Annotated in this window: 26 protein-coding genes, 3 pseudogenes and 1 riboswitch; of the genes and pseudogenes, 17 read left to right on the forward strand and 12 right to left on the reverse strand. The window is 60.8% G+C overall.

All coding sequences use genetic code 11. The features are described from left to right. Positions 1-121: 121 nt before the first annotated feature. Positions 122-418: a hypothetical protein gene (locus HUK72_RS13095; protein ID WP_176597158.1), complete on the reverse strand. Its 297-nt coding sequence runs from the start codon at positions 416-418 to the stop codon at positions 122-124. A gap of 81 nt (positions 419-499) precedes the next feature. Then, positions 500-610, forward strand: a riboswitch (TPP riboswitch). Between the two features lie 57 nt (positions 611-667). Here HUK72_RS13095 and HUK72_RS13100 point away from each other — a divergent pair. From HUK72_RS13100 to HUK72_RS13110, 3 genes are read left to right on the forward strand one after another with little or no spacing between them, the layout of a single operon-like run. After that, positions 668-1075: a DUF2065 family protein gene (locus HUK72_RS13100; protein WP_176597159.1), complete on the forward strand. Its 408-nt coding sequence runs from the start codon at positions 668-670 to the stop codon at positions 1073-1075. 11 nt (positions 1076-1086) lie between these two features. Further along, the gene (gene thiC, locus HUK72_RS13105; RefSeq protein WP_176597160.1) at positions 1087-2946 is read left to right on the forward strand and encodes a phosphomethylpyrimidine synthase ThiC; all 1860 of its coding nucleotides are present in this window, start codon (positions 1087-1089) and stop codon (positions 2944-2946) included. Beyond that, positions 2939-3388: a hypothetical protein gene (locus tag HUK72_RS13110; RefSeq protein ID WP_255325711.1), complete on the forward strand. Its 450-nt coding sequence runs from the start codon at positions 2939-2941 to the stop codon at positions 3386-3388. The genes thiC and HUK72_RS13110 overlap by 8 nt, the downstream gene beginning before the upstream one ends. Before the next feature lie 356 nt (positions 3389-3744). On the opposite strand, the pseudogene HUK72_RS13115 reads toward HUK72_RS13110, so the two are convergent. Next, positions 3745-4028 (reverse strand): annotated as a pseudogene (locus tag HUK72_RS13115) (chromosome partitioning protein ParB); the annotation flags it as partial. 51 nt (positions 4029-4079) lie between these two features. Between HUK72_RS13115 and HUK72_RS13120 the strand changes: the two are divergent. The 6 genes from HUK72_RS13120 to HUK72_RS13145 all read left to right on the forward strand — a co-directional run bounded on the left by HUK72_RS13120 (position 4080) and on the right by HUK72_RS13145 (position 6783). Next, positions 4080-4292, forward strand: a complete 213-nt coding sequence (locus tag HUK72_RS13120; RefSeq protein ID WP_218035960.1) for a hypothetical protein — start codon at positions 4080-4082, stop codon at positions 4290-4292. Continuing rightward, complete coding sequence (gene istB / locus HUK72_RS13125) at positions 4292-5107, forward strand: IS21-like element helper ATPase IstB (RefSeq protein WP_176597162.1); 816 nt, start codon at positions 4292-4294, stop codon at positions 5105-5107. Before HUK72_RS13120 ends, istB (HUK72_RS13125) begins: the two co-directional genes overlap by 1 nt. Before the next feature lie 205 nt (positions 5108-5312). Then, complete coding sequence (locus HUK72_RS13130; RefSeq protein WP_176597163.1) at positions 5313-5558, forward strand: type II toxin-antitoxin system Phd/YefM family antitoxin; 246 nt, start codon at positions 5313-5315, stop codon at positions 5556-5558. Next, entirely contained in the window at positions 5555-5941 is a 387-nt protein-coding gene (locus tag HUK72_RS13135; protein WP_176597164.1) for a type II toxin-antitoxin system VapC family toxin, read from the forward strand. Before HUK72_RS13130 ends, HUK72_RS13135 begins: the two co-directional genes overlap by 4 nt. 258 nt (positions 5942-6199) lie before the next feature. Further along, positions 6200-6394, forward strand: coding sequence for a type II toxin-antitoxin system VapB family antitoxin (locus HUK72_RS13140; protein WP_176597165.1), 195 nt, complete (start codon positions 6200-6202; stop codon positions 6392-6394). Then, positions 6391-6783, forward strand: a complete 393-nt coding sequence (locus HUK72_RS13145) for a PIN domain nuclease (RefSeq protein WP_176597166.1) — start codon at positions 6391-6393, stop codon at positions 6781-6783. The genes HUK72_RS13140 and HUK72_RS13145 overlap by 4 nt, the downstream gene beginning before the upstream one ends. Before the next feature lie 147 nt (positions 6784-6930). On the opposite strand, the gene HUK72_RS13150 is transcribed toward HUK72_RS13145, so the two are convergent. Then, positions 6931-7092, reverse strand: coding sequence for a hypothetical protein (locus HUK72_RS13150; protein ID WP_218035961.1), 162 nt, complete (start codon positions 7090-7092; stop codon positions 6931-6933). 519 nt (positions 7093-7611) lie between these two features. After that, positions 7612-8238: a nucleotidyl transferase AbiEii/AbiGii toxin family protein gene (locus HUK72_RS13155; RefSeq protein WP_255325712.1), complete on the reverse strand. Its 627-nt coding sequence runs from the start codon at positions 8236-8238 to the stop codon at positions 7612-7614. Positions 8239-8313: 75 nt separating this feature from the next. Here HUK72_RS13155 and HUK72_RS13160 point away from each other — a divergent pair, with 75 nt between their 5' ends. The 5 genes and pseudogenes from HUK72_RS13160 to HUK72_RS27255 form a co-directional block, all read left to right on the forward strand. Next, the gene (locus HUK72_RS13160; RefSeq protein ID WP_255325713.1) at positions 8314-9876 is read left to right on the forward strand and encodes an ISL3 family transposase; all 1563 of its coding nucleotides are present in this window, start codon (positions 8314-8316) and stop codon (positions 9874-9876) included. Between the two features lie 598 nt (positions 9877-10474). Beyond that, on the forward strand, positions 10475-10714 hold the full coding sequence (locus HUK72_RS13165; protein ID WP_066553442.1) for a type II toxin-antitoxin system ParD family antitoxin: 240 nt from the start codon (positions 10475-10477) through the stop codon (positions 10712-10714). Next, on the forward strand, positions 10711-11037 hold the full coding sequence (locus tag HUK72_RS13170; RefSeq protein ID WP_176597169.1) for a type II toxin-antitoxin system RelE/ParE family toxin: 327 nt from the start codon (positions 10711-10713) through the stop codon (positions 11035-11037). The genes HUK72_RS13165 and HUK72_RS13170 overlap by 4 nt, the downstream gene beginning before the upstream one ends. Before the next feature lie 357 nt (positions 11038-11394). Next, a pseudogene (locus HUK72_RS27630) lies at positions 11395-11883 on the forward strand (transposase); the annotation flags it as partial. A gap of 285 nt (positions 11884-12168) precedes the next feature. Then, positions 12169-12903 (forward strand): annotated as a pseudogene (locus tag HUK72_RS27255) (IS256 family transposase); the annotation flags it as partial. Positions 12904-13433: 530 nt separating this feature from the next. Here the strand turns inward: HUK72_RS27255 and istB (HUK72_RS13185) are convergent. Further along, entirely contained in the window at positions 13434-14162 is a 729-nt protein-coding gene (istB, locus tag HUK72_RS13185; protein ID WP_176595381.1) for an IS21-like element helper ATPase IstB, read from the reverse strand. Beyond that, entirely contained in the window at positions 14149-15663 is a 1515-nt protein-coding gene (gene istA, locus HUK72_RS13190; RefSeq protein WP_176597709.1) for an IS21 family transposase, read from the reverse strand. Before istA ends, istB (HUK72_RS13185) begins: the two co-directional genes overlap by 14 nt. A gap of 121 nt (positions 15664-15784) precedes the next feature. Between istA and HUK72_RS13195 the strand changes: the two genes are divergently transcribed. Further along, positions 15785-16372, forward strand: coding sequence for a mobile mystery protein B (locus HUK72_RS13195; protein WP_176597170.1), 588 nt, complete (start codon positions 15785-15787; stop codon positions 16370-16372). A gap of 114 nt (positions 16373-16486) precedes the next feature. Here the strand turns inward: HUK72_RS13195 and HUK72_RS13200 are convergent, their stop codons facing one another. The 5 genes from HUK72_RS13200 to HUK72_RS13220 all read right to left on the reverse strand — a co-directional run bounded on the left by HUK72_RS13200 (position 16487) and on the right by HUK72_RS13220 (position 20631). After that, the gene (locus HUK72_RS13200) at positions 16487-17719 is read right to left on the reverse strand and encodes a type II toxin-antitoxin system HipA family toxin (protein WP_176597171.1); all 1233 of its coding nucleotides are present in this window, start codon (positions 17717-17719) and stop codon (positions 16487-16489) included. Continuing rightward, positions 17719-18099 (reverse strand): helix-turn-helix domain-containing protein, encoded by a 381-nt coding sequence (locus tag HUK72_RS13205; protein WP_066553506.1) that lies wholly within the window; start codon positions 18097-18099, stop codon positions 17719-17721. Before HUK72_RS13205 ends, HUK72_RS13200 begins: the two co-directional genes overlap by 1 nt. Positions 18100-18324: 225 nt before the next feature. Continuing rightward, positions 18325-19260: a HipA domain-containing protein gene (locus HUK72_RS13210; RefSeq protein WP_176597172.1), complete on the reverse strand. Its 936-nt coding sequence runs from the start codon at positions 19258-19260 to the stop codon at positions 18325-18327. Further along, the gene (locus HUK72_RS13215; RefSeq protein ID WP_176597173.1) at positions 19257-19469 is read right to left on the reverse strand and encodes a type II toxin-antitoxin system Y4mF family antitoxin; all 213 of its coding nucleotides are present in this window, start codon (positions 19467-19469) and stop codon (positions 19257-19259) included. The genes HUK72_RS13210 and HUK72_RS13215 overlap by 4 nt, the downstream gene beginning before the upstream one ends. Before the next feature lie 193 nt (positions 19470-19662). Continuing rightward, complete coding sequence (locus HUK72_RS13220; protein WP_218035965.1) at positions 19663-20631, reverse strand: hypothetical protein; 969 nt, start codon at positions 20629-20631, stop codon at positions 19663-19665. A 331-nt stretch (positions 20632-20962) separates the two neighbouring features. On the opposite strand from HUK72_RS13220, the gene HUK72_RS13225 reads away from it, so the two are divergent. Beyond that, positions 20963-21202: a hypothetical protein gene (locus HUK72_RS13225; protein ID WP_176597175.1), complete on the forward strand. Its 240-nt coding sequence runs from the start codon at positions 20963-20965 to the stop codon at positions 21200-21202. A gap of 30 nt (positions 21203-21232) precedes the next feature. Beyond that, on the forward strand, positions 21233-22339 hold the full coding sequence (locus HUK72_RS13230; protein ID WP_176597176.1) for a Fic family protein: 1107 nt from the start codon (positions 21233-21235) through the stop codon (positions 22337-22339). A 64-nt stretch (positions 22340-22403) separates the two neighbouring features. On the opposite strand, the gene HUK72_RS13235 is transcribed toward HUK72_RS13230, so the two are convergent. Next, on the reverse strand, positions 22404-23873 hold the full coding sequence (locus tag HUK72_RS13235) for a Fic family protein (protein WP_176597177.1): 1470 nt from the start codon (positions 23871-23873) through the stop codon (positions 22404-22406). Positions 23874-24005 lie beyond the last annotated feature (132 nt).

Here is a 24005-nt window from a genome sequence, read left to right on the forward strand (position 1 = left end):
CTGCGAAGGCAGGAGCCCAGTCCCGCCCTCCGTATATCATCGCATCGTCTCAACTGGGCTCCTGCCTGCGCAGGAGCACGAAGCGCTTAACGGCAGCTAATGGCCACCGCTGCCCAAAGCCTCACCCCTTGACCCGTCCCACCATCGCCTGCCCCGCCATCCTCTGCCGGGCATAGCGCCGCTTCAGCACCACGCTCGCCACCAGCAGCGGCACGCCGATCATCACGCAGATCGCTCCCAGCATCGGCGGCCAAAGCCCGAACAGGCTGTGCAGGTTGAGCGCGGAGGGCGCAAGCACCAGCAGGAAACCCGCCGTCAGCAGCCACAATCCCCAACGGCGCGGTCTCACCGCGATCATGCGCATCTCATGCCTATGCGCCTTGCGCCCTTCCTTCGTGGACAGATCGGGATGCTTCATCGGCCGCATAAAGCGGAAAAGCTTGCCCGCTGTCCAGCGCCACAACGGGGCTTTCGCTCGCGCCCCGGATCGGCTATCGCTGGGCGATCCCCGGGGGACCGTCCACAGACGGTTGAGAGGCGGCTGACGTGGCCGCGACCCGCTGAACCTGATCCGGATAAGACCGGCGTAGGGAGGGAACGGCTTGTCCGCATAAGGCAGCCCGCGCCCGTCCTCCGCCCCAGAACGCAAGAGGAGGACGGCACGACCATGGACACGATTTCCGTTCTGACCCTGCGTCTGGCCGAAGCCATTGGCCTCTATATGATCGTCGTCGGCATAGGCGGCCTTACCGCGCCCCAGCGCTGGCGGCAGATGATGGACGATCTGGAGCGCTCGCCGGGTCTGGTCATGGCGCTTGGCTTCCCGGTCTTCGCGGCGGGGGCGGCGCTGGTCCTCATCCACAGCATCTGGCGCGATCCGCTGTCCGTCATCGTCTCGGCCATCGGCTATGTGGCGCTGATCGAAGGTGCGCTGCTGCTCGCCGTGCCCGGTCCTTTGCTCAAGATCGGCCGTTGGTCGCTCAACTTCACCCGCGCCTGGGCGATCGTCAGCATCGTCCTTGGCATCCTCCTCTTCCTCGCCGGCCTTACTGGCCGCGCCACCGTCATCGCCTGAAAGGAAAATTTATGGCCGACGTCCCCGCCCGCACCGAAATGCGCGTCACCACTGGTCCGATCCGTGGTTCGCGCAAGATCCATGTCGGCCCGCTCAAGGTCGCGATGCGCGAGATCGACCTGGAGCCGGGCAGCGGCGAGCCGCCCGTCCGCGTCTACGACACGTCCGGCCCTTACACCGACCCCAATGCCCGCATCGACATCATGGCAGGCCTGCCGCAACTGCGCCGCGACTGGATCATCGGTCGGGGCGATGTTGAGGAATATGACGCCCGCGCCATCCAGCCCGAGGATAACGGCATCAAAGGCCCCGACCGCAGCGGTGGCGTCCAGCCCTTCCCCAACACGGTCAAGCGGCCTCTGCGCGCCAAGGCCGGCGCCAACGTCTCCCAGATGCACTATGCCCGCCGCGGCATCATCACGCCGGAGATGGAATATGTGGCCGAGCGCGAGAATCTCGGTCGTGCCCGCCTGGCCGAATATGTCCGCGACGGACAGGACTGGGGCGCGTCGATCCCCGACTATGTGACGCCCGAATTCGTCCGCGAGGAAATCGCCCGCGGCCGCGCCATCATCCCATCGAACATCAACCACCCGGAATCGGAGCCGATGGCCATCGGCCGCAACTTCCTGGTCAAGATCAACGCCAATATCGGCAATTCGGCCGTCGCCTCCGATGTGGCGAGCGAGGTCGACAAGCTGGTCTGGTCGATCCGCTGGGGCGCCGACACGGTGATGGACCTGTCGACCGGCCGCAACATCCACGACACCCGTGAGTGGATCATGCGCAACTCGCCGGTCCCGATCGGCACCGTGCCCATCTATCAGGCGCTGGAGAAGGTCGGCGGCATTGCCGAGGAACTGACCTGGGAAATCTTCCGCGACACGCTGATCGAGCAGGCCGAGCAGGGCGTCGACTATTTCACCATCCATGCGGGCGTGCGCCTGCCCTATATCCCGATGACCGCCAAGCGCGTCACCGGCATCGTCTCGCGCGGCGGGTCGATCATGGCGAAATGGTGCCTCGCCCATCACAAGGAAAGCTTCCTCTACGAGCATTTCGACGAGATCACGCAGATCATGAAGGCCTATGACATCGCCTATTCGCTGGGCGATGGCCTGCGTCCCGGCTCGATCGCGGACGCCAATGACGAAGCGCAGTTCGCGGAGCTCTACACGCTGGGCGAACTCACCAAGCGCGCCTGGGAACAGGATGTGCAGGTGATGATCGAAGGGCCGGGCCATGTCCCGATGCACAAGATCAAGCAGAATATGGACAAGCAGCTAGAGGCCTGCGGCGAGGCGCCTTTCTATACGCTTGGGCCGCTCACCACCGACATCGCGCCGGGTTATGACCATATCACCAGCGGGATCGGCGCGGCGATGATCGGCTGGTACGGCACGGCGATGCTTTGCTATGTCACGCCCAAGGAGCATCTGGGCCTGCCCGACCGCGACGATGTGAAGGTGGGTGTCGTCACCTACAAGCTTGCCGCCCACGCCGCCGACCTGGCCAAGGGCCATCCCGCCGCCAAGGTCCGCGACGACGCGCTCTCCCGCGCCCGTTTCGAATTCCGCTGGCGCGACCAGTTCAACCTGTCGCTCGACCCCGACACGGCCGAGAAATATCACGACCAGACCCTCCCGGCCGAGGGCGCCAAGAGCGCGCATTTCTGCTCCATGTGCGGGCCCAAATTCTGCTCCATGAAAATTACCCAAGAGGTGCGCGACTTCGCGGCCAAGCAGAACCAGCCGGCGGACAGTTTCATCGCAGCGGAGGATGCCGAGAAAGGCATGGCCGAGATGAGCGAGATTTTCCGACAGACGGGCAGCGAGCTTTATATGGGTGCCGGCGATCGGGAGCATGATTGAGAGGGCGGTCGTCTCGCGCTGGTTTGGCGTGGGTCTAATGGTGCTTTGGGCGGCCTTGACTCTGGTGTCAGCCGACCCCGCTCTGGCGACGCCCCGGCCGCCCGCCGAGGCAGGGGTGAAGCCTGACTTCTCCACGGTTCAAACGGCCCCTGCGGCCAAGGCGCTGGTCGCCAAGGGAAAGCTCGTGCCCATCCTTCTCTTTCCCGCTGAATTCGGGGGCGAAGCGATTCCGGAAAACATAAGCTATGTGACGCCCGAGGCGGCCGCAGCCCGCGAATTGCTGATCGGAACACTGGCCCGGCTGATCAAGGAAGGAAGCATCGACAAGATGGATGTGGAGCCCAGCTACAAAGGCCGCAGCTTCATACCGACTGCGATCAGAATGAAAGCCTGGCACAGCAGCAAGCCCGGGCGCTTCGAGCCGACCATCTGGGTCTGGTGATAGACTGCGCCGCAGCCGTGAGGGCCTGTCCATGGGTTCGGGTGAGCCTTGCTTCTGAGGCACGCCTGGTCTCGCTAGAGGATGCCCTATGGGGATGGTGGCAATCTGGGAGCGGGCGAAGGGATTCGAACCCTCGACCCCAACCTTGGCAAGGCATGCAGTTAGCGTCCATTCTTGTCTACTAATGTCCAGAATGATCGATAAGATACTGAAATTGCTATCAGCAAGATAAGTTTCAAACAGCAATGGATATGGGTGGATTCGGCCTCCGTGGTAGACGGGTGGTAGACGGGCGTGGCAGATTTTGCCCCATGGTGACGCGCAAAAAGAGCGCCCTTTGGCGAGGCGTTGGCAAACAGCGTGTTTCCCGGTCTGAAGAGGACCAGCGTCCGCTTCACCTGCAATTCAGTGAGTCCGAAAGTCAGCGAAATATTCTCGGGTGACCGGCCTTCCTTCACCAGCCGGGTAAAGCTCTCCCAGCGCGTCACCTCGTCAGAATCGAGCCGGGCGATATTCTCGATCAGCGAAGCCTCCAGCGCCGCCGCATCGTCGCCTGCCTCCATGATCGCGCAGGGCAAGGGATCGCGCTCCCCTCCTCCTGCGCCACTATCAGCGCGGCATGATAGCGCCGCTTGCCCGAGCATGGCAGGCATTGGATGCGGCACTCGATAGCCGACAGGCCTGCCGCGACATGGTCGCCCTCCTCGATATCGCCGCCAACGGCAATTGCATCGACGCCCTGGCCCAGCGGATCGAGGCTGCGCTCGATGCCGACAAGCTTCCGGATATCGCCAAACTCAAGAGCGAGTTCCTACCCACGGCCAGGAACCGTGCCGATGTCACCATCCCGCCCCCCGATCACGCGGGGTACAACCGCCTGCTCGCCAGCGCACAGGTGCAGTGATGACCAGAACCAACGATCAGGCCGCCGCCGTCCTGCCCGCCTTGCTGACAGAGCTCCGCCTGCCCAGCATCAAGCGTAACTGGAAGCAGTTTACCGACATCGCTGATCGCGATGGTTGGCCCGCTGCCCATCTCCTCGCCTCCCTGCTGGAAATCGAGATGGCCGAGCGCACCTCGCGCCGCATTCAGCGCCATCGTGACCAGTCCGGTCTGCCGGCCGGCAAGACAATCGCCACCTTCGACTTCGACGCTGCTCCGGGTATTCGCAAGCCCCATCTGCTCTCCCTCGCTGCCGGGGAAGGCTGGATCGAAAGCGGCGGCAATCTCCTGATTTTCGGCCAGTCCGGCACTGGCAAGACGCACACTATCGCCGCCATCAGTCACGCTCTCATCGACAGGGGACGCCGCGTCCTGTTCTGCTCTACCACCGATATGGTCCAGAAGCTTCAGGCCGCCCGCCGCGACCTGACCCTCTCATCCATGCTCGACAAACTCGACAAATACGCGCTCATAGTCCTGGACGAATTCTCATATGTCAGAAAAGATCAGCTCGAAACCAGCGTCCTGTTCGAGCTCATCGCTCACCGTTACGAACGCCACTCCATCGCTATCACCGCCAACCAGCCATTTTCTGGTTGGTCTGACGTTTTTCCAGATCCCGCCATGTGCGTCGCGGCGATAGACCGCCTCGTTCACCATGCCACCATTATCGAAATGAACGGTGAGAGCTACCGCAAGCGATCCGCCGTCGCCCGCATCTCCGCACCGGAAAGCGCCAGCGACAATTACCCATCTCAAGCCCCACCGGCCGGCTAAGGGACCATTTCTGGTGAGGCAACACCACCGGCCATCATAATCGCCGCCGACCGGCCACCGTAATCGCCGCCCTACAGTGCGGTCGCCTTTCGCTTGCCGCGCATTTCGTTTGGAAGGCGTCGCACTCAGCCGGTTGCATATTTCGAGTTCACTGATAAACTAAGTCTTATAAACTAAGTCTTATAAACTAAGTTTGGACATTGCTATGGAAACTGTCAACATTCACCAAGCCAAGACCCATTTGTCTAGATTGATCGACCGGCTTGCTGGGGGCGGCGGCTTCGTCATTGCCAAGTCCGGCAAACCTGTTGCCAAGATCATTCCCTTAGACGCGCCGGATGCTGGAAAGACCAAGCGTCTCGGTTTTATGGCAGGTCAACTGAGTGTTCCTGCCGATTTCGATCGCATGGGTGAGACTGAGATTGAAGCTCTGTTTGGCGGCCAATCGTGAAACTGCTGCTCGACACGCACGTGTTGATTTGGGCTGCCGGTTTCCCGGATCGGTTATCGGATGAGGTGCGGAGCCTCCTCGAGGATAGGGAGAACGAGCTTTTCTTCAGCGCTGCGAGCCTATGGGAAGTCGCGATCAAGAGCGCGCTCGGACGCGAGGATTTCACCGTTGATGCGCGGCTTCTTCGGCGTGGACTCTTGGATAATGGTTACAGCGAGTTACCTGTGGCAAGCGAGCATGCGGTTGCGATCGATGGACTCCCCCCGATTCACAAGGATGCCTTTGATAGGCTGCTAATCGCTCAGTCGATGGTCGAGGGCATCACTTTGCTTACCGCCGACGACCACGTAAGTAAATATCCGGGGCCAATCCGCAAAATATGAGTGGCCACTTTTCTACACGAAAATCCGAATAGCCGTCAATTTGGCGTGGGTAGACGATCTGTATTGGCACAGCGGAACGCCTGTTTCTCTTCGGCGGCTCTGCGCCACTTTTTGCCATGACAGTGCCGTTACCTCATTCCTGAAACCGGTCGTTCGTTCAGATGCGGGTGGGGCCGGGGCCTGAGCGAATCTGCCTGATCAGATTGATCCGCAGTCCAATGTGCGTTATGTGTATAAATCGGGAAAAGGATACACATTATGCGGACCAATATCGTGATCGACGATGATCTTATGACCAAGGCGCTTCGTGCCACTGGCTTGAAGACAAAGCGCGAGGCGGTGGAGGCGGGGTTAAGGTTGCTCCTTACGCTCCAGTCGCAGGCCAAACTTCGGGGCGCTCGCGGCAAGCTCGCCTGGGAAGGAGATCTCGATACTATGCGAATCGACGGATGATCCTTGTAGATTCGAGCGTTTGGATCGACTTCTTTCGCGGCACGGCTTCTCCGCAGGCGGACCTGCTTGATTCACTGCTCGGCAAAGAGCCGCTGTTGATCGGCGATCTCATTCTGGTCGAGGTGTTGCAAGGCTTCACCAGCGAGCGCGATTTCAATCAGGGCCATCGCCTACTTGGATCACTCGAAATGATCGAGATCGGCGGCCGAGATATCGCAGTGCAGGCAGCTCGCAATTTCCGCACACTCAGGGGGCTAGGTGTCACTGTTCGCAAGACGATCGACACGTTGATCGCAACTCGATGTATTGAAGCTGGCCTGGCCCTGCTTCATAGCGACCGTGACTTTGATCCATTTACCGAACATCTGGGGCTTGAGTCCGTATACTGAAATCCGTTCCGTCTGTCCGGCGACAGCTCGCCCAGTCTGTTCCAAACGGCGGACCGTGGTCGTGTGCGGCGCGGCGGGTTTCTCGAGCAAGCTAAGGCAGCTTTCCCGAGTCGCCCGCCGCCAAACCGTCATTCCGGAATCGGCCATTCACGTCGCTTCCGGGGCCTGCGCCACAGCTTTCGGATCATAGATCATCCCAACCAAGGATCCGTTGTCGATACGTGCGACGGTCTCGTCAAGGATCTTCAATGGGACCAAAGCCATCGTGCGGGCGAACGGGATTGTCGAAGGAGTAACGAGTTTCGGCATCGACGCGCAGTCGAATCCACTGAACATGGTACTGTCCGGAGGGTAGTCATCAGAAATGGTGTGAGGTCATGCGGTCGCTTTGCCAGCGCCTATGCCGCGACCTCTGCGCTCTATTATCGCGGACAGCCAAGCCTCGACGCTATCCTCGGTCGAATCCAAGAGTTTGCCGATCGCCTCTGAGAGGTCACCGTACCCCAGGATCGGTCCGAAATATGTATGCATTTTTCGGACAAGTCGCAGCGAGAAAATGCTTCCGATCATCCCTTCATTTACGGAACGTGATTCCAGATTTGCAAGGTTATGGCGCCTGCCTTGGCCACAATGATAAACCCCGATTATTCGGACTTCCTCCATGATAAAACCCGAAAAGTCAGAGATGAATTGCCGTGAGAACAGGAGCTTTGAGACAGAGCATTGAAATAGCCTGACTGGACGGGCGGAACGGGTAGGTGGCGTGATCATGCCCATCCCCGCGTCAACTGACATGGGGGCCGCCCCTTACTTGCGCGAACGACCAGTTCACCCTTTCATCACACGCTCGTGGACCACCCAAGCGAAATTCTCGGACGTCTGCCCCCGCCCCTGAAACTGAAGCGAAGCACCGCGTATGGTTTCATCTGGAAGGTTGAACGCGGGATTTTCGGCGATCGCCTTGTTGTCCGCGGCAGGGAAACGCGCGTCCTTATGGGCGACATAGGCTTCGGTGCCGATGAAAGTTTGAACGCCGGGATCGCCGAGGAGGCAGTAGACGTCATAATAATGGCGGAGGAAGTTTTGGGGCATGCCGCCATCCTGGAGGTGCCGCCGGAATTTCGTCGAGATCGTCTGGAGCTTCTCGACCAGCGTGTAGCCGGGCTCGTAGCAGGGCACTTCGAACGCCCGATTGTCGGTTAGCTCGACGAGACCGCTCCCTGCAGCTTTTTCATATGCCCATGAACTGATCAGGCACGGCCGGTTGGGTGCCACCTGGTCGAAACCTGCTTCCAGAAGGATCCCATCCTTGACACCCTCTGGGAGTGGGTTGCGGGAAGTATATCGTAGGCGGATCCCGGCGCTTCGCATGCGTTGGTCATCGAATACTTCATCACGCTCAACTTCACCGAAGCCGGGACTGTGGAGCGGCGAGCAAAATTGGCTCTGACTCATATTCCGTGCAGATTTGACATGCTGCGGTCGCGCTGCCCATGCCCGTGATATAGCGAATATGGGAGAAGAAGGCATTTGGGCACGAGCATATGGAACAGCGGTCTGGCTCTCCCAGGTTTAATCATCGAGGATAGATCCGTCGTGAATGGCGTCGTCGAGATATCCGGCCGGGTTGCTTCTTCGCGAGGTATATGCCCCGACTGCGGCACGCCATCTTTGTCCTGTCACAGCCGCTATTTTCGGACCCTTTCGGATCTGCCGATCAGCGGTGCGGTGGTAAAGCTGCGCCTTCTTCTGGTGCGTCGTTTCCGATGCGGGCACGGCACCTGCTCTCGCAAAACTTTCAGCGAGGCTTTGGCACCGGTCCTCGGCCGTCGTTATGGCCGGCGCGTAGCGCGATGCGATGATTTGCTCCGAGCTGTCGGACTCGCTCTTGGGGGCAGACCCGGTTCGCGGATGATGGCGCGGCTTGCGGTTCCCTGGTCCAGGGACACCTTGTTGCGCGCCATTCGACGCGACATCGCTACTGACCCGCCGGCGGCGGCCACAGTGATCGGTATCGATGATTTCGCGTGGCGACGTGGGCACAGCTACGGCAGCATCGTCGTCGATCTGGAACAACGCAAGGTCATCGACATCTTACCGGATCGACAGCGTGAGACGATCGTGGCCTGGCTGCGGGAAAACCCCCAGGTCCACACCATCTGTCGAGATCGTGGGCCAGGATATGGTGCGGCAGCGACAGAGGCCGCCCCCCATGCCCGACAGGTCGCGGACCGCTGGCATCTGTTTGAAAATGCGTCAGCCGCTTTTCTGGCGGCTGTTCGATCCGAGATGCCTCGCCTGCGGAAGACGCTGGCGCCGGGGGTGCCGATCGATCCCGGCACGTTGACCAGAGCAGAGCGGATCCAGTGGGACGGGGCAAAGGCACGGGAAATGGTCAACAAGGAAATTCTCGCGTTGGCGGAGCAAGGCGTTCCGCTCAAGGCGATGGCACGCACGACCGGCGTCTCCCGACAGACCATTCGCAAGATCGTTCGTGGTCAGCGCCACGACACGTTCCGAGCGCGACAAAGTTCACTCGACCCCTGGTTCGTCATGCTTGAAGCGGAATGGAATGCGGGGTGTCGCGTTGGTGCGGAGCTATGGCGGCGACTGAAAGCATCAGGCTTCGCTGGTTCACTGCGGGTGGTCACCGAATGGGCGACCCGACGCCGTCGTGACGACAAGCTTGGTCATCCTGCCAGCCCGACTCTGAGCGCACGCACAGTCGCCCGTAGCCTGACGGTGGAACGGGACACCGGTTCGGCCCGGAACGCGATGGTGAGCGCCGTGATTGAAAAGGCCGTGCCCGCCTTGATCACCGCGCGTGACATTGTCGATCGCTTCCACGCCATGATGCGCTCCAAAGACGTGAAGCGTCTCGACCCCTGGATCAAAGCAGCCAGCGCCAGCAAGCTCGCCAGCTTCGCGGCGGGTGTCGAGGCGGACAAGGATGCAATCGCTGCCGCAATCACCGAGCCCTGGTCGAGTGGACAGGTCGAAGGCACCATCAATCGGTTGAAGCTCATCAAACGTCAAATGTACGGTCGCGCGAACCTCGACCTTCTCAAAGCCCGGCTTATGGCGCCGGTATGACCGTCAATCTGCACGGAATATGAGTCAGAGCCAACTTTGCGCGCCGGTTGACAGCCGGTCCCGGCTAGGCGGTGTGGGTTTCGTGTAGAGGGTGAACTGATACTTGTCGTTGAGCGGTGTGGTGGCGGTCAGTCGACAGTAGGTTGCGAGATGCGCCATGAGGCCCTGGAAGCTGTGGACGGGGAGGCCGCTGGTGGTCTTGTGGGTGGCTTCCTTCTGCTTGGCGGCCGGGAGATCGCTGGGCCTTTGTGACGACGTCCTGGCACAGGGCCTGGGCGGCCACGGGGTCGGTTTCGCGGTAGAGCATGGGGGCGAGCTTTTCGAGCATGTGGTGCTCGACATAATAGGCCAGCATGCAGAGCAGGACGTGGGCCTTGCCCAGATATCTCTCGGCTTGAGTAGGCGCTTCGGCCCTATATTCTGCCCTGCATTCCAAGGGCGCCGATCGTGTATGGCGGGGTCGAGGTCCGAATGTCCCATGATAGTTCTCCGATGGCCAGAATTGGCCGATCGGAGGATATCGCAACGGTGCCGTGTACGGCGATTTGCCCCCCGTGACATCTTGCCAAATTTTGCCAAACCCGTTATATCACAGTCCATGTCGACGATGAACATCTCGCTTCCGGATGCGCTCAAGGCGTTTGTGGATCAGCAGGTTAACGTGCGTGGTTACGGCACGAGCAGCGAGTATGTGCGGGAATTAATCCGCAAGGATCAGGACATTCAGCGCCTTCGCGAAATGCTCCTGGACGGCGCCAGTTCTGCAGCCACAGCGCCAGCCGACGCCGGATATTTCCAAGGCCTTCGTGACCGTGTGACGCAACGCACGAGGTCGTGACTGGAAAACCGGTCATACCGCGCGCCAAAGCGCGGGCGGATGTCGACCTTGCGGTCGAGCATTACGCGGCCGAAGCTGGCGCGGATGTGGCTTTCAGTTTCATTGATGCGCTTGAACAGGCCTATACCTTTATAGGGGAAATGCCGGCGGCAGGATCTCCGCGATGGTCTCATGAGCTGAACTTACCCGGGTTGAGGACCATAGGGCTGAAAGGATTTCCTTGGCTTGTTTTCTACCTTGAATTGGAGACCCATGTGGATGTCTGGCGCGTGCTTCATGCCAAGCGGGACATGCCAGCTTGGTTGGCCGATGTAGGCGATTAAAACGCCGACAGAACTGCCGTTTACGTCTTCGAGGCTGATTTCTGAAATCCGCCCTCTCGCGCGTGTCTCGGTAAATGGTCAGGACGCCGGAGCCTATCTCGCAGGTCTGGGACTCGCCAGGTGGTGGCGGTAAGAGGCCGCGACCCCCCAATCCTTTGAGCCATTATGTCCGGTTCCGACCAAGATACGTGGTTTTTTCGGCGACCCTGCGGATGTCCGCAGTCGACAGAAGCGGCCGTTGCAATATAAATCGCACGAGTGCGCGCTATGTTAGGATGGTGGTGCGATGGCGTGCCATTTGGGACTGTCAGGAATTTCATGTGCGACGAGGCATAATGGGTAACAAGGAGACCCCGTATGTCACGACGCAAAGAACCCTCGATACCGAACGACATTCTCGATCAGTTGCTTGCCGGCACTGACGCAGCGGCGGCGCTCAGCCAGGGCGGCCTGCTTGATACATTGAAGAAGGCTTTTGCCGAACGGGCGCTCAATGCGGAGATGGATCACCATCTTGGTCAGGAGGAGCAAGGGAACAACAGCCGGAACGGCTATGGCCGCAAGACGGTGACGACCGACGGGGGACGGATCGAGATCGAGGTGCCGCGCGATCGGGCCGGCAGTTTCGATCCGCAGCTGATCGCCAAGTATCAGCGACGCTTCCCCGGCTTCGACGACAAGATCATCTCTATGTATGCGCGCGGCATGAGCACCCGGGAGATCACCGGGCATCTGCGCGAACTATACGGCATTGAGGCCTCGCCCGACCTGATCAGCACGATCACCGACGCCGTGCTTGAGGAAGTCGCAGCCTGGCAGCAACGTCCCCTGGATCCTGCCTATCCGCTGGTTTTCTTTGACGCGATCCGGGTCAAGATCCGCGACGAGGGCATGGTCCGCAACAAGGCGATCCATATTGCCCTGGGCGTCATGGCCGACGGCACCAAGGTGGTCCTCGGGCTGTGGCTGGAACAGAATGAAGGTGCCAAATTCTGGCTGCGCGTCATGAACGAACTGCGCAACCGCGGCGTCGAAGATATCATGCTGGCTGTTGTCGATGGCCTCAAGGGCTTCCCCGATGCCATCACCGCCGTTTTCCCCGAAGCGATGGTCCAGACCTGCATAGTTCATCTGGTTTTCTTTGACGCGATCCGGGTCAAGATCCGCGACGAGGGCATGGTCCGCAACAAGGCGATCCATATTGCCCTGGGCGTCATGGCCGACGGCACCAAGGTGGTCCTCGGGCTGTGGCTGGAACAGAATGAAGGTGCCAAATTCTGGCTGCGCGTCATGAACGAACTGCGCAACCGCGGCGTCGAAGATATCATGCTGGCTGTTGTCGATGGCCTCAAGGGCTTCCCCGATGCCATCACCGCCGTTTTCCCCGAAGCGATGGTCCAGACCTGCATAGTTCATCTGCTGCGCAACTCGATGGATTTCGTGGCGTGGAAAGACCGCAAGGTGCTCGGAACGGCCCTGAAGGCCATCTACCGCGCCGTCGATGCCGCAGCTGCCGAGGAAGCGCTGACGGCCTTCGAAGCCAGCTTCTGGGGCCAGCGTTATCCCGCCATCGGCCAGAGCTGGCGCCGGGCATGGCCCGAAGTCATCCCGTTTTTCGCCTTTCCCGACGAGGTCAGGCGGATCGTCTATACGACAAATTCGATAGAGGCCTTGAACTCCAAGCTTCGCCGCGCTGTTCGTGCGCGGGGGCATTTCCCCAACGATGAGGCTGCAACCAAACTGCTCTATCTGATCTTGAACCGATCGGAAAAAGAGTGGAAAATGCCGCCGCGTGAGTGGAACATGGCGAAGGCGCAATTTGCCGTGCTCTTCGGCGAACGTTTCATCAGGGCCATGACGGCCTGATGGTCAACCGCCTCGTCGCACACGAAATTCCTGACAGTCCCTGCCATTTCAGCGCATCAAGATGAATCTGGAATGTTGTGATCTGCCGGGGCGATCGTCCAGTCGCCGATCCGCGAAAGTGGCCCTTAACCGCGACCCCGCCGCACTGTTCTATTTAATCGAATAATAGGGCATGTTTTATCAGACTGCGCAGCAGTAAGAGACCCCGCTAGACCTCCAATCACACCGGAACGAACCGAGTGAACGAATTTCGATTGGAGACCCGAAATGACCGTCAAAGCGACCCCCACCCCCGGCAAATCCCTGATCTCGCCTGTCAACCGGCGCGCAAAGTTGACCCCCTATCGGCGCCCAACATTGACCCCCTTTTTGTGAGTGCCGGCGGTTATCCCGGTAGTCCATAGGAGGGACCCGCGGACGCCGCCGCGCGCCGTCAGGAGCGCTGGCGGCGGCGTCCGCGGGAGGTGCCTGTGGACCCACCGGGGTAACCGCCGGGGATGGGGGTCCGGGGGAAGGGGTTTTTCCTCGTCTCAGCTTCGGTTTTTGAACCGCCAGCTATCGTTGCCGGTCTCGATAATGTCGCAGTGGTGGGTGACGCGGTCCAGCAGCGCCGTTGTCATTTTGGCATCCTGGAAGACGCTCGGCCATTCGCCGAAGGCGAGATTGGTGGTGATGATCACCGAGGTCTTTTCATAGAGTTTGCTGATCAGATGGAACAGCATCTGCCCTCCTGAACGGGCGAACGGCAGATACCCGAGTTCGTCCAGCACCACGACGTCCAGGCGGGCCATCTGGGCGGCCAGGTTGCCAGCCTTGGCCTGCCGGGTTTCCTCCTCCAGACGATTGACCAGGTCGACAGTATTGAAGAACCGTCCTCTCGACCCGGCACGAACCACGGCAGCGGCGATGGCAAGCGCGAGATGTGTCTTGCCGGTGCCGGTGCCACCAACCAGTACGATATTGCGCCTTTCCGGCAGGAATGAACCGGCATGGAGTGAACGCACCAGGCTTTCGTTGATCGGTGTATCGGCGAACACAAAGCCGTCGAGATCCTTGATGGCCGGCAGCCTGGCCGCAGTCATGCGGTATCGGATCGAAGCGGCTTCTCGATGCGCGCCTTCAGCGCGGAGCAGGTCGCCGAGCATCTCCATGGCGGTCCGGTCACGACGGACGCCGTTGGTAACGGCATCGTCGAACGCGGCGATCATGCCCTTTAGGCCCAGCCCCTTCAGGGCTGCCAACATCTCATGCCGCTGCATCGAGGCCTCGCACCATGTCATAACGCGCGCAGTCGGCGATGGGCGGATGCTTGAGCTTCAGATCGACCAGGACGCTGATGGCCTGGGTGGGCTGGGGTTCGCGTCGGCGCGACAGGATGTTGAGGATCACTTCGTCATTGGCCGTACCCGCCATCATAGCTTCGCGGACGGCAGCTTCGACCGCCTCCAGCCCATCTTCGGGCACTGCTGCCAGCACCCGGACGAAGCGCCGATCTGCGTCATCGCTTTTGCCCAGCTTGCGGCGCAGTTGGGCCAGGGCCGGCGGAAGATCCCAGTCCTGGAAGGGAGCGCCGTTGCGCAATGCTCCCGGCTTGCGGATCAGGACCGGCAGATAATGCCAAGGGTTGAACGCCGTCTGGTTGCGGCCGAACACGCGAGCATGCTCGGCAACCGCTTGGCCTGCACAACGGATGACGATCCTGTCGGCATAGGCGCGCAGTTGCACCGCCTCCCGGGCCGCACTCGCCATGACCGAGTATCGGTTGCGATCGAAGCTCACCAGGCAGGTTGCGCTCGCCACATGTTCGCTCTCGAAGAAGCCGTCAAAGGGCGTGGCCAATGACTGCAGCGAGGATCGTTCCATCTCCAGCGCCTGCGCAATGGTCATGTCTTCCAGATCTGGATGGGCATAACGCTCGGCCCACCGTCGGCACTCGGCCTCCAGCCAGGCGTTCAGCTCTTCGAGGCTGGCAAAGCGCAACCGGGGCTTGAACAGCCGCTCCCGGCTGGTCTGGACCTGGTTCTCGACCTGTCCCTTCTCCCAGCCTGCCGCCGGGCTGCAAGCCACAGGCTCGACGCCATAATGATCCGTCATGATCAGGAAGCGCCGGTTGAACACCCGCTCCTTGCCGGTGAACACGCTCGTCACCGCGGTCTTCATGTTGTCGTAAATGCCGCGCGTCGGCACCCCGCCAAAAAAGGCAAAGCCCCGGGCATGCGCGTCAAAGAGCATCTCCTGGGTCTCGCGCGGATAGGCCCGCACATACGGCGCCCGCGACCAGCACAACCGCATATGAGCTACCTTCACCCGCATCGGCTTGCCGGCGATCTCCACGTCCTCGTGGCTCCAGTCGAACTGATAGGCCTCACCCGGCCGGAACATGAGCGGGATGAACACCTTGCTCATATCGCCGCCGTCGGTCCGGCGTTCGCGCTTCCAGCGTGCCGCATAGCGCCGAACCGCATCGTAGGAGCCGGTGAAACCCTCACGCTCCAGAAGATCGTGTATCCGTGTCAGCCGTAGCCGATCACGCCGGGGCCGTTCCTCGTTCTGCACCAACAACTCGTCCAGCCGTTCGCGAAATGGCCCGGTCTGCGGTCGAGGCTGCTCCTTGCGTTCGTAGCTGAAATCCGCCTCCGGCGCACGGATCGCCTTGCGCACCGTGTTGCGCGACAACCGTAAATCACGCGCGATCTCTTTGATCGGCTTACCTTCCCTGTGCTCCCTGCGAATCTTGGCAATAGTCTCCACAATCAACATCCCCATCCTCGCCGCCTGGAAGTCCAAGCCGCGACGCCTCACACTCTGGAATGATGGGGGTCAATTTTAGACGCCGATCACCCCGCTAAGGGGGTCAATTTTGCACGCCGCTCCACACGCTGTGACCGATCTGTTCGCGCAGCCCGATGACGCGAGACCTCTCGACGCCGAAGAGCGCGAGGGACTGCTGCAGACCTGGATCACGACCCGCGCGGATCTGAACGAAGCCGAACAGGCCAATATTGATGGCGCGGTTGCCTGGACCGAACGACGCCGCGACGCCGACATCCTGACCGAAGGGTTTGTATTCGCGCTGCACAAGCGGATGTTCGGTGACGTCTGGTCGTGGGCGGGTTCGACCCGGAAAACGGGTAAGAATATCGGCATCGATCCTGTGCAGATCCACATTCAGCTTGGGGGTTTGCTGCGAGACGCGCGTTACTGGGTGGACAATGGGTCCTTCCCGCCGGACGAAATCGCGGTCCGGCTGCACCACGGGCTGGTCGCGATCCACCCCTTCCCTAACGGCAACGGCCGACACGCTCGGCTGGTGGCGGATTTGCTCATCGTCCTGCTCGGCGGCGCGCCCTTCAGCTGGGGCGGCGGGACGCTGCGCGACATCGGCACTTTGCGGGCCGAATATATCGCTGCGCTCCGCGCGGCCGACCAGCACGACTTCGCGCCGCTGCTGGCATTTGCGAGAAGCTGATGGCGAGCGCTTCACTCCCGGCCGGCGACGCCAGCTTCCGGCAGCCGCATAGCCATGACATTATAAAATGTCAGATATGACAAACTGAGGTGCAGTGTTTACCAAATATGGAAATTAAAGATAAAGCGCTATGCCTGCTTCGTCGTGAACGAAGGCTGGTTCGTAATGTTTGGCGAGCGCGCCAGTGATGCCTGTCGCGCGGAGTGCGTCGCGCCACGTGGCGGCTATCCGCTGCGCCATGTCGCGGATGAGTGCGCGCGCGTCCGCGTCGGCGATCTCGAAGAATTCCGCAGCTTCGAGCGCTCGCAGGATGGACCGTTCGTGACCGCCGCCTTCGAAGATTGCTGTTTCGAGGTGCGGGTTGCGATCGGGCGCGGGATTGACGTCGAACATGGGGGAGAGGCGCCATTTGTCCGCGCCGACGTAGAGGAAACCGTGGTTCTTGAGATGGTCGTCCTTGTTGGAGACCAGGATGGTGAAGATGAGGCGCCGGTAGATTTCGAGGAAGTCTTCGACCGGATTGGGCCCGGCTTGCCGGATGAAGTCGGCGATTTCGGTATAGGAGCCAAGCTCGACTCCGGTTTTGCCAAGGGCCGTGCGCGCGGAGATATAGGGGATGCGGCCCGCACCCTGCCGGTCGAACCGCTTGATGAGAGCGACTGGGAAGGGCGTATCGACGAGTTCGAGGCGGACGTCGGGCACGCGGATGCCGCAGGAAGCGGCGAGGCGGAGCGTTGCGACCTCGACCCGCTCGACGGGCTGCTGGTCGTGGACCGAGGTGAACTTGGCGAGCCAAAGCGTGCCATCGTCGATGACATTGGCTTTCGGGCGGGCCCCGCCCGAGCCGCCAGCGCCCGCGAGGGCCTGCATATCGGCCGCGGAGACCTCCTTGCCCTGCTCATAAGCGCGGGCGATGCCCGTAATCGCCTCGAGATCGACAAGGCGCGGGACCGCGTTGGGCGCGCCGCCCTGAATGACCGTGCCCTGATCGTCGACGAAACGCAGCCCGCCCTGCCGGCAACTGTCGTCGGAAAGAGTGAGATATTCGAATTCCGAAAGGCCCGCGCCATAGGTCCGCTCGAGCAGCGTTCGCCCCCATGTGTCGGGCGCGGCGTCAGCGAAGACGCCGGCAAGCGCGTCGCGGACATTGCCGGACTGGCTCGAGGCATGGAAAGGGCCGCCTTCGAGCGGGAGGTCGGGCTGCAGCGCGAAGGCCGCCGCGCTCGCCGCCCAGGCCGGATCATAGGAAAAGACCGAGAACTGGCGCGGACCCGTGCGGGTGTAGCGCAGCTCTCCGACCTGGATCAGCTTCTCGCCGAGCGCGACCTTCGCGAACCAGTCGGCCATCAGAAGGCGACGCCGTCAGGATTAACCTCGGCCCCGCCGGACGCGGACTTCGTCTCGCCCTTCTTCTTTTGGCGGCGAAGGGTCGAGGCAAAGGTGCGGCCGCGCTGCGGCAGCTTCTCGGCGGCCAGCGCGAGGCCAAGCTCGTCGTGACGGACATCGACAAGATCGGCGAGACGATCGATCAGGCCCAGCGCGACGAGGACATCGGCAAGCGTGCCGATGCCTACGCCCGGATCGCCGCTTTCCAGCCTCACGATCGTGCTCGCCGAGGTGCCCGCGCGCACCGCAAGGTCCGCGCGCGCGATATTGCGGCGCAGGCGCGCTGCGCGCATATCCCGGCCGAGCCTTGCGAGCGCGGATTTCGACTTGGGCGAGCTCATCTCAATTATCCATATATGACCGCTGATACCACTTAGTGCGTTATATATGATAAATTAAGGTCAATTTCAATCCGAACCCGATGTAACACGTCCAGCGTGTGGATCGGCACCGATGCGTAACCCTGCTTTGTGCAGCGCAACTATCTGAAATAACGTGCGAAATTGAGATGGCGCTGGGGTTCGAACCGGCGCCGATCGGGACCCCAGCGCCGTAGCATTTTTAGTTCACTTCCAGCGGCTTGGCCGAAATCTAAGCGGGTTCCGTCTCCAGGCCGATCCACAGATCAGATTGAAGATGGCCGCATCCGCCAGCTTCAATATGTCGCGCGCGGGGCGGGTGGCGGCCTGGCGTAGCAGAGCGAAGCTGTCCTTGAACGTGGGACCGCCTTCGCTGGCATATTTGCGCTGTGACGGGACGCCCAACGCCTGGGCAAAATCTTCCTGATGAAGGCGAACCAACCGGCCGTCGGCGTCTCGAGTTCGGTCGTAACGCTCGATCAGCAGGAAGGGTTGATCCCGGACCCTCCGCATGGTGACCGACGCCACGTCCAGCCCGATCTCTCGGGCCAAGGTCATGCAGTAATATTCGTTCTCGGTCGTGTGCTCGAACCGCGCGATCGGTGGCTTGAGAATATGGCTGGTGGGCTGCCCCGGTGCGGGGAGCGCGATATGATCATCGATCAGCAGGACGGGCAGCTTGGACTGCGCGCCGGCCAGGGATAGGCGCAGACCGCCTTCACCGGCGAGCATGGGTCTTACCGGCAGATGCTGCAGTAATTGCAGCAAATGCTCATCATCAAGAATGTCAGGCGCTCCGCTCGCAGGTGCTGGTGGAAGCTGACCTTCCGGCAACAGCATCAGTGCGCCGGCGACTTCGCCGCCGAGATGCTCCAGCAACTGGAATTCATTTCCGGCCGACACGCCTAATGCCCTGGCGATGGCGCTACGCTGCCCCTCTTCCGGCAGAATACCGCCGAAGAAGGAATGACATACCCGTCTGCCAAACGGCTCCACCTGCTTTGGCAACGAGAAAGATAGCGCTGGCGCGTCGGCGTCTTCGAGCCATTCGGGTGCGTAGCTGAACCCCATGTCGCCATAGTCGTTGGGGTGCAGGAATCCGGCGACCCTACCGCCCCACCATATGGAAAGCTGCTTGCTCATTTGACGCGTGCCGGCGTTGCAATGGAAACATCGCAGCCGAGGGTCGCCAGAACCTGCAATGCCTTGCCCAATTGCAGCGTCGGCTTGCCTGCCTCCAGATCGACGATGAAGCGCACTCCGACACCGCAAGCTGCGGCGAGCTCTTGCTGCCGCAACCCTTGCGCCTTGCGTTCTTCCCGAACGATCCTGCCGAGTGCGTTGCTATCCATTTTCCCGAGCGGGAATATAGTCGATCCCGTTCGCCTAAACCAGGCAATTATTCCCGATCGGGAAATTATATAACGAACGAATCTTCGACGGGCTGAATTATTCCCGATCGGGATTTCCTTGACAACTCTACGAAATCAGCCCTGGAAAAGCCATGTCCCCATTGGGCATTCCCATTCGTCCCGGCCGGCTCCGTTAGGATATTTTTGTCAGCCGCTCGATGAATCGCTCCTTCCGGGCATGCCGCTTGCGGATCTCTTGAAGTCGGCGGCCGAATTCGGCCAGCGTGCCCCGCGTCTCGGCAATGATATGGAGATCGAGAAGAAGACTGGCGGCCTTGTCATAACCGGGGGCGTTGCGGCGCTCGATTTCGGCTTCCACCTCCTGCCAGACGCTCTCGCCCCGTCCGGCAACGGCCTCGATCCGGGCAAGGCGCGCTTTCTCAGCTTCCTCTGCTTGTCGGCGGCGCTCAACTGCGGCCTTCTCGGCCTTCACGTGATCGCGGGCAAGACGGATGGCGCGGGCGCGGGACCGCAATTCGCCTGCGGTTCGCGTACCATTGGACAAACCGGCATCGTGCTCCCCCAGCCGTTTTCGAACGAGGGCGCGCAATTCCGCCGCGATATGGGGATCACCATCGAACAGGCGAGTGAGCAGGTCTGACTTCTCACGATCGGTCATGGCCGCAATGACTTCTCCGGCAGCATCAGGAGATGTTGCCGTCGCAGTCACTGGGTGATCGGCAGCAGCTTCCACGAGATCCGGATCGATGCCGAAAAATTCTGCGAAGGCTCCGAGCGCCCCGGTCAGCGGGCCGATACCCGCCATCGGCTCGATCTCGTTATCGCCCAGCCCTTCAGCCTCGATTGCGCCCAGCCACAACAGATAAAAGAGCCGAAGGTCGCCCGCGAGGAGATCGGCCCGGAGTGGCGCAAGCGCGGCGAGCCAGCCGGAGCCGTCATCCCAATCCTCATCCAGTTCGACTTCGTCGCGCGCGATATCGAGGATCAGGGTGTCGCCAGCCGCCTGCAGCGTAGCCCAATCGATCCCGAGCAAAAGCGGCTTGAGAAATCGCTGATCGACCAGTCTTTTGGGCAACCGGATCATCAGCCGCCGTGTTCCCCAGTTTGCCAGATAGAGATGAAGGTCGAACCAGCGTTTCATGAAATCGGCGGGGTCGCCCTTCAGGTCACCCCATTCGTAGGAATTGGTGAAGCTCGTCGCGGTTATCCTCGCCCGCGTCGATATCGCCCGGAGCGCCTGGCGGTCCGTTTCGTCGAGCGGGCGATCGACCGCCTGGAATTCATAATATTGATATTCGCTCACACCTGCCTCCGCCGCGCTTCCACCGTCATGGACGTCGCCGATAGACGACCGGCCGCCTGCGATGGAAGATCGCACCCCTTGATGAAGCGCGCATTCGGGCCGTCATCGCATCACCTTCGCAACCTGCTGGTTCCTCGCCGCGGACTTCGACAAGAAGGATTTCCTGACGATGACCATGAAGAAGGTCCGCCACCAGCTCTTCCTGCCCAAGCCGCTCTCCGACCGGCTCGGAGCGCTCACCGATACCCTGGGACTTTTTATCGAAATGGTTCGAGTCCTAAAGGCTCCAGATGTCCGCTTACAGCGCCGATTCGTCGTCCCCCTCATTGAGCATCCCTTGATCGACCCACATGATCGGGTCCTCGGCCTGAGCGATAAAATATCTTTTATAAATCAGATAATGCTATAATTTGATCGATAGAAAGGCGAGCTATCGATCATGCGCTGGAACTGGCAACAACCCGACTGGCCGAACTTCGCTTATGATGCGAAGCGCTTGAGAAGCCGTGAGGACCGATTCCTGAAGGGCGCCGGTATCCTGATCGGTGTCATGGCCCATCTCGATTCCGATGATCGCCAGAATCTTTCCATCGAACTCATGGCGCAGGAAGCTGTCGATAGCTCTGCCATCGAGGGGGAGATCCTCGATCGCGCGTGTGTGCAGTCGTCCGTTGCCAAGCACCTCGGAATCAAGGCCGACCACCGCCGCGCCAATGCCGCCGAGGCGGGCGCTGCAGAACTCATGGCCAACCTCTTCCACAGCTATCGGGAGCCGATCAGCGACGCCATGTTGTTCCATTGGCATGGCTTGCTCCTGAACGGCAGGCGGGACCTCGCCGACATAGGCTGCTATCGAACACATACCGATCCCATGCAGATCGTCTCAGGAGCCCTGCACGCGCCCAAGGTGCATTTCGAGGCTCCGCCATCGCAAGCGGTGCCAGCCGAGATGGGCGCATTCATCGCGTGGTTCAACGACAGCGGGCCGGATGGGCGCTCACCCGTGAGCGTACTCGCGCGAGCGGGTGTTGCTCATCTATGGTTCGAGTCCATTCACCCCTTCGAAGACGGCAATGGGCGCCTCGGCCGCGCGATTGCGGAAAAAGCCCTGGCCCAAGGGCTTGACGCGCCCGCGATCACGGCTCTTGCAGAGACCGTCCAGCGCCATCCCAAGGATTATTACACCCAGCTTCAACGTGCGAGTTTGTCGAACCGTATCGACGACTGGCTCGAATGGTTCTCCGACATTACGCTTGCGGCCCAACAGCGCACGCTGGATCGGGTTCATTTCCTCCTGGCCAAGGCCAAGCTGCTCGACCGCCTCCGCGGTCAGATCAACGCACGGCAAGAGAAGGCCCTGCTCCGCATGTTCGTCGAAGGACTGGATGGCTTCAGGGGTGGCCTAAGCGCGGCAAACTACCGGACCATCACCGACGCAGCGCCAGCGACGGCCACTCGCGATCTCGCGGAACTGGTCCAGTTGGCGGCTCTTCGCAAGGAAGGGGAACTGAAGCACACAAGATACTATTTGAACCTTGGCGAATGACCAACCGCCTCGAGTCCTTTTTGGGATTTGCGAGTGCGTTCCCTATCGCGATTTCTGTTCCCGCTCACGGAAACTTGAGCTTGGCATCCTCGCCTTCGGCGAACGCGTTGCCCGCCTCCAACATGACACGGGCGCTCGACATCGTGTTCCAGTCAATACTGCTGGTGTAGCGCTGCGCCCGCGCGAGCATGCGAATAAGAGGCTCGGTATGGCCGTTGTGCGAAAAGGCCTTCAACGCACCCAGATAGTCTGTGCGGTAGGCGGTCGGAATGATGATGCGTTCTTGCTCCCGTGCGACGAGCTCTGCATTCATCATGATGCGCGCGACTCGGCCGTTGCCGTCTGCGAAGGGGTGTACTTCGCTGACGAGCACCATTATGAAGACGGCGCGCTGAAATGGATCGCCCAGCGCCTGCAGAAACTCGAAGCCTCGATCGAGTGTCCCCTCGACGAGTTCGGGAGCAACGAAAACGGTGCTGCCTGCCTGATTGCCCTTCAGTTTGAATTCGCCTGGCCCTTTGTCCGGCCGCGCTTCCATGACGGCGGTATGGCGCGCGCGCAGGAGGTCAAGAAAGGATGGGAAACTGGTGGGCAGCGTCTTCATCGCCTGCTGATCCGAGACGATGCGGAACGTGCCGAGAATGTCGTGCGCGTCTTCGGGGCGCTCGGCGGGGATCATGCCATCGAAGACGATTTCGGCGGCCTCCTCGACGCTGAACTCCGTCCCCTCAATGAAATTGGAAAAATAGGCATCAAAAAAGGAAAGGTTCGCGTTCTGGTCGGCAGTGCGCACCGGCGCTTGCCGCTCCTCGGCAATTGTCTCGCGCAAGGCGGAAAAGAGGGTCTCGAACAGCCTGATGCGATCGGGATCAAATGGTTGTCCGGCCGCACGGGCTAAACCCGCCTTGCTCGTGAGCGGGGCCTCTCGAGTGCCGAGCAGCGCGCCAATGATGGCATCCAGTTCCTTTGCTTCTGTTTCATAGCCGAGTTTCGGCGCCACCGCTCGCACTTCGTCCCGAAGGCGATTGGTCGCTGCTTCGCCCTGACGGCGGACGAGAGCCTCCAGCCGTTCTTCGATTTCCCTGCGCGAGACCGTTCGCGCAATCCGGCCACCTCGCTCACGCGAGGGCCGCATATTTTCTAGATAAGCTCGTGCTGTCGATGCCAGGCGTGCGCTGCCTATAAAGGGCCTGTCGCTTTCCAGCGGTCCCGCACCAGTTCGTGGCCGGAACACGATTCCCGGCAGGGCAGTCTCGCGCTTCTTTTGGGAGATGAGGAAGACCGAGCCATCGTCGGCCGGCTTGTTCTCCAGCGCCGTTCGGTCGGCGATCAGCGCGTCCGGATAGTAGGCGGTGACGAGATAATACCAGTTGCGCCGCACCAGCCGTTCCGGATTCTCATCCAGGTTCCGGGTGTAGAGCCGCGAACCGAGCTTGCGCAACTGGCCGCGCTCCACGGCCTCGTAGACGGCCTTGGAGATCGAGGCGTCCGAGACGAACACTTCTGGCAGGGCTGCAATGGAAAATTCGGGCATTAGCAGATCCTTCAATGCATCGAATGCCGAATTTTCGGGGGTTTGTCATCTATTTTTCCGAAAAAAACGAGGATTATTGGCAAAAATCGGATCAGTGCGGCCAGTTCGGCAATTCATCTCTGACTTTTCGGA

Source organism: Sphingobium sp. 15-1 (assembly GCF_013375535.1).
Lineage (GTDB): Bacteria > Pseudomonadota > Alphaproteobacteria > Sphingomonadales > Sphingomonadaceae > Sphingobium > Sphingobium aromaticivastans.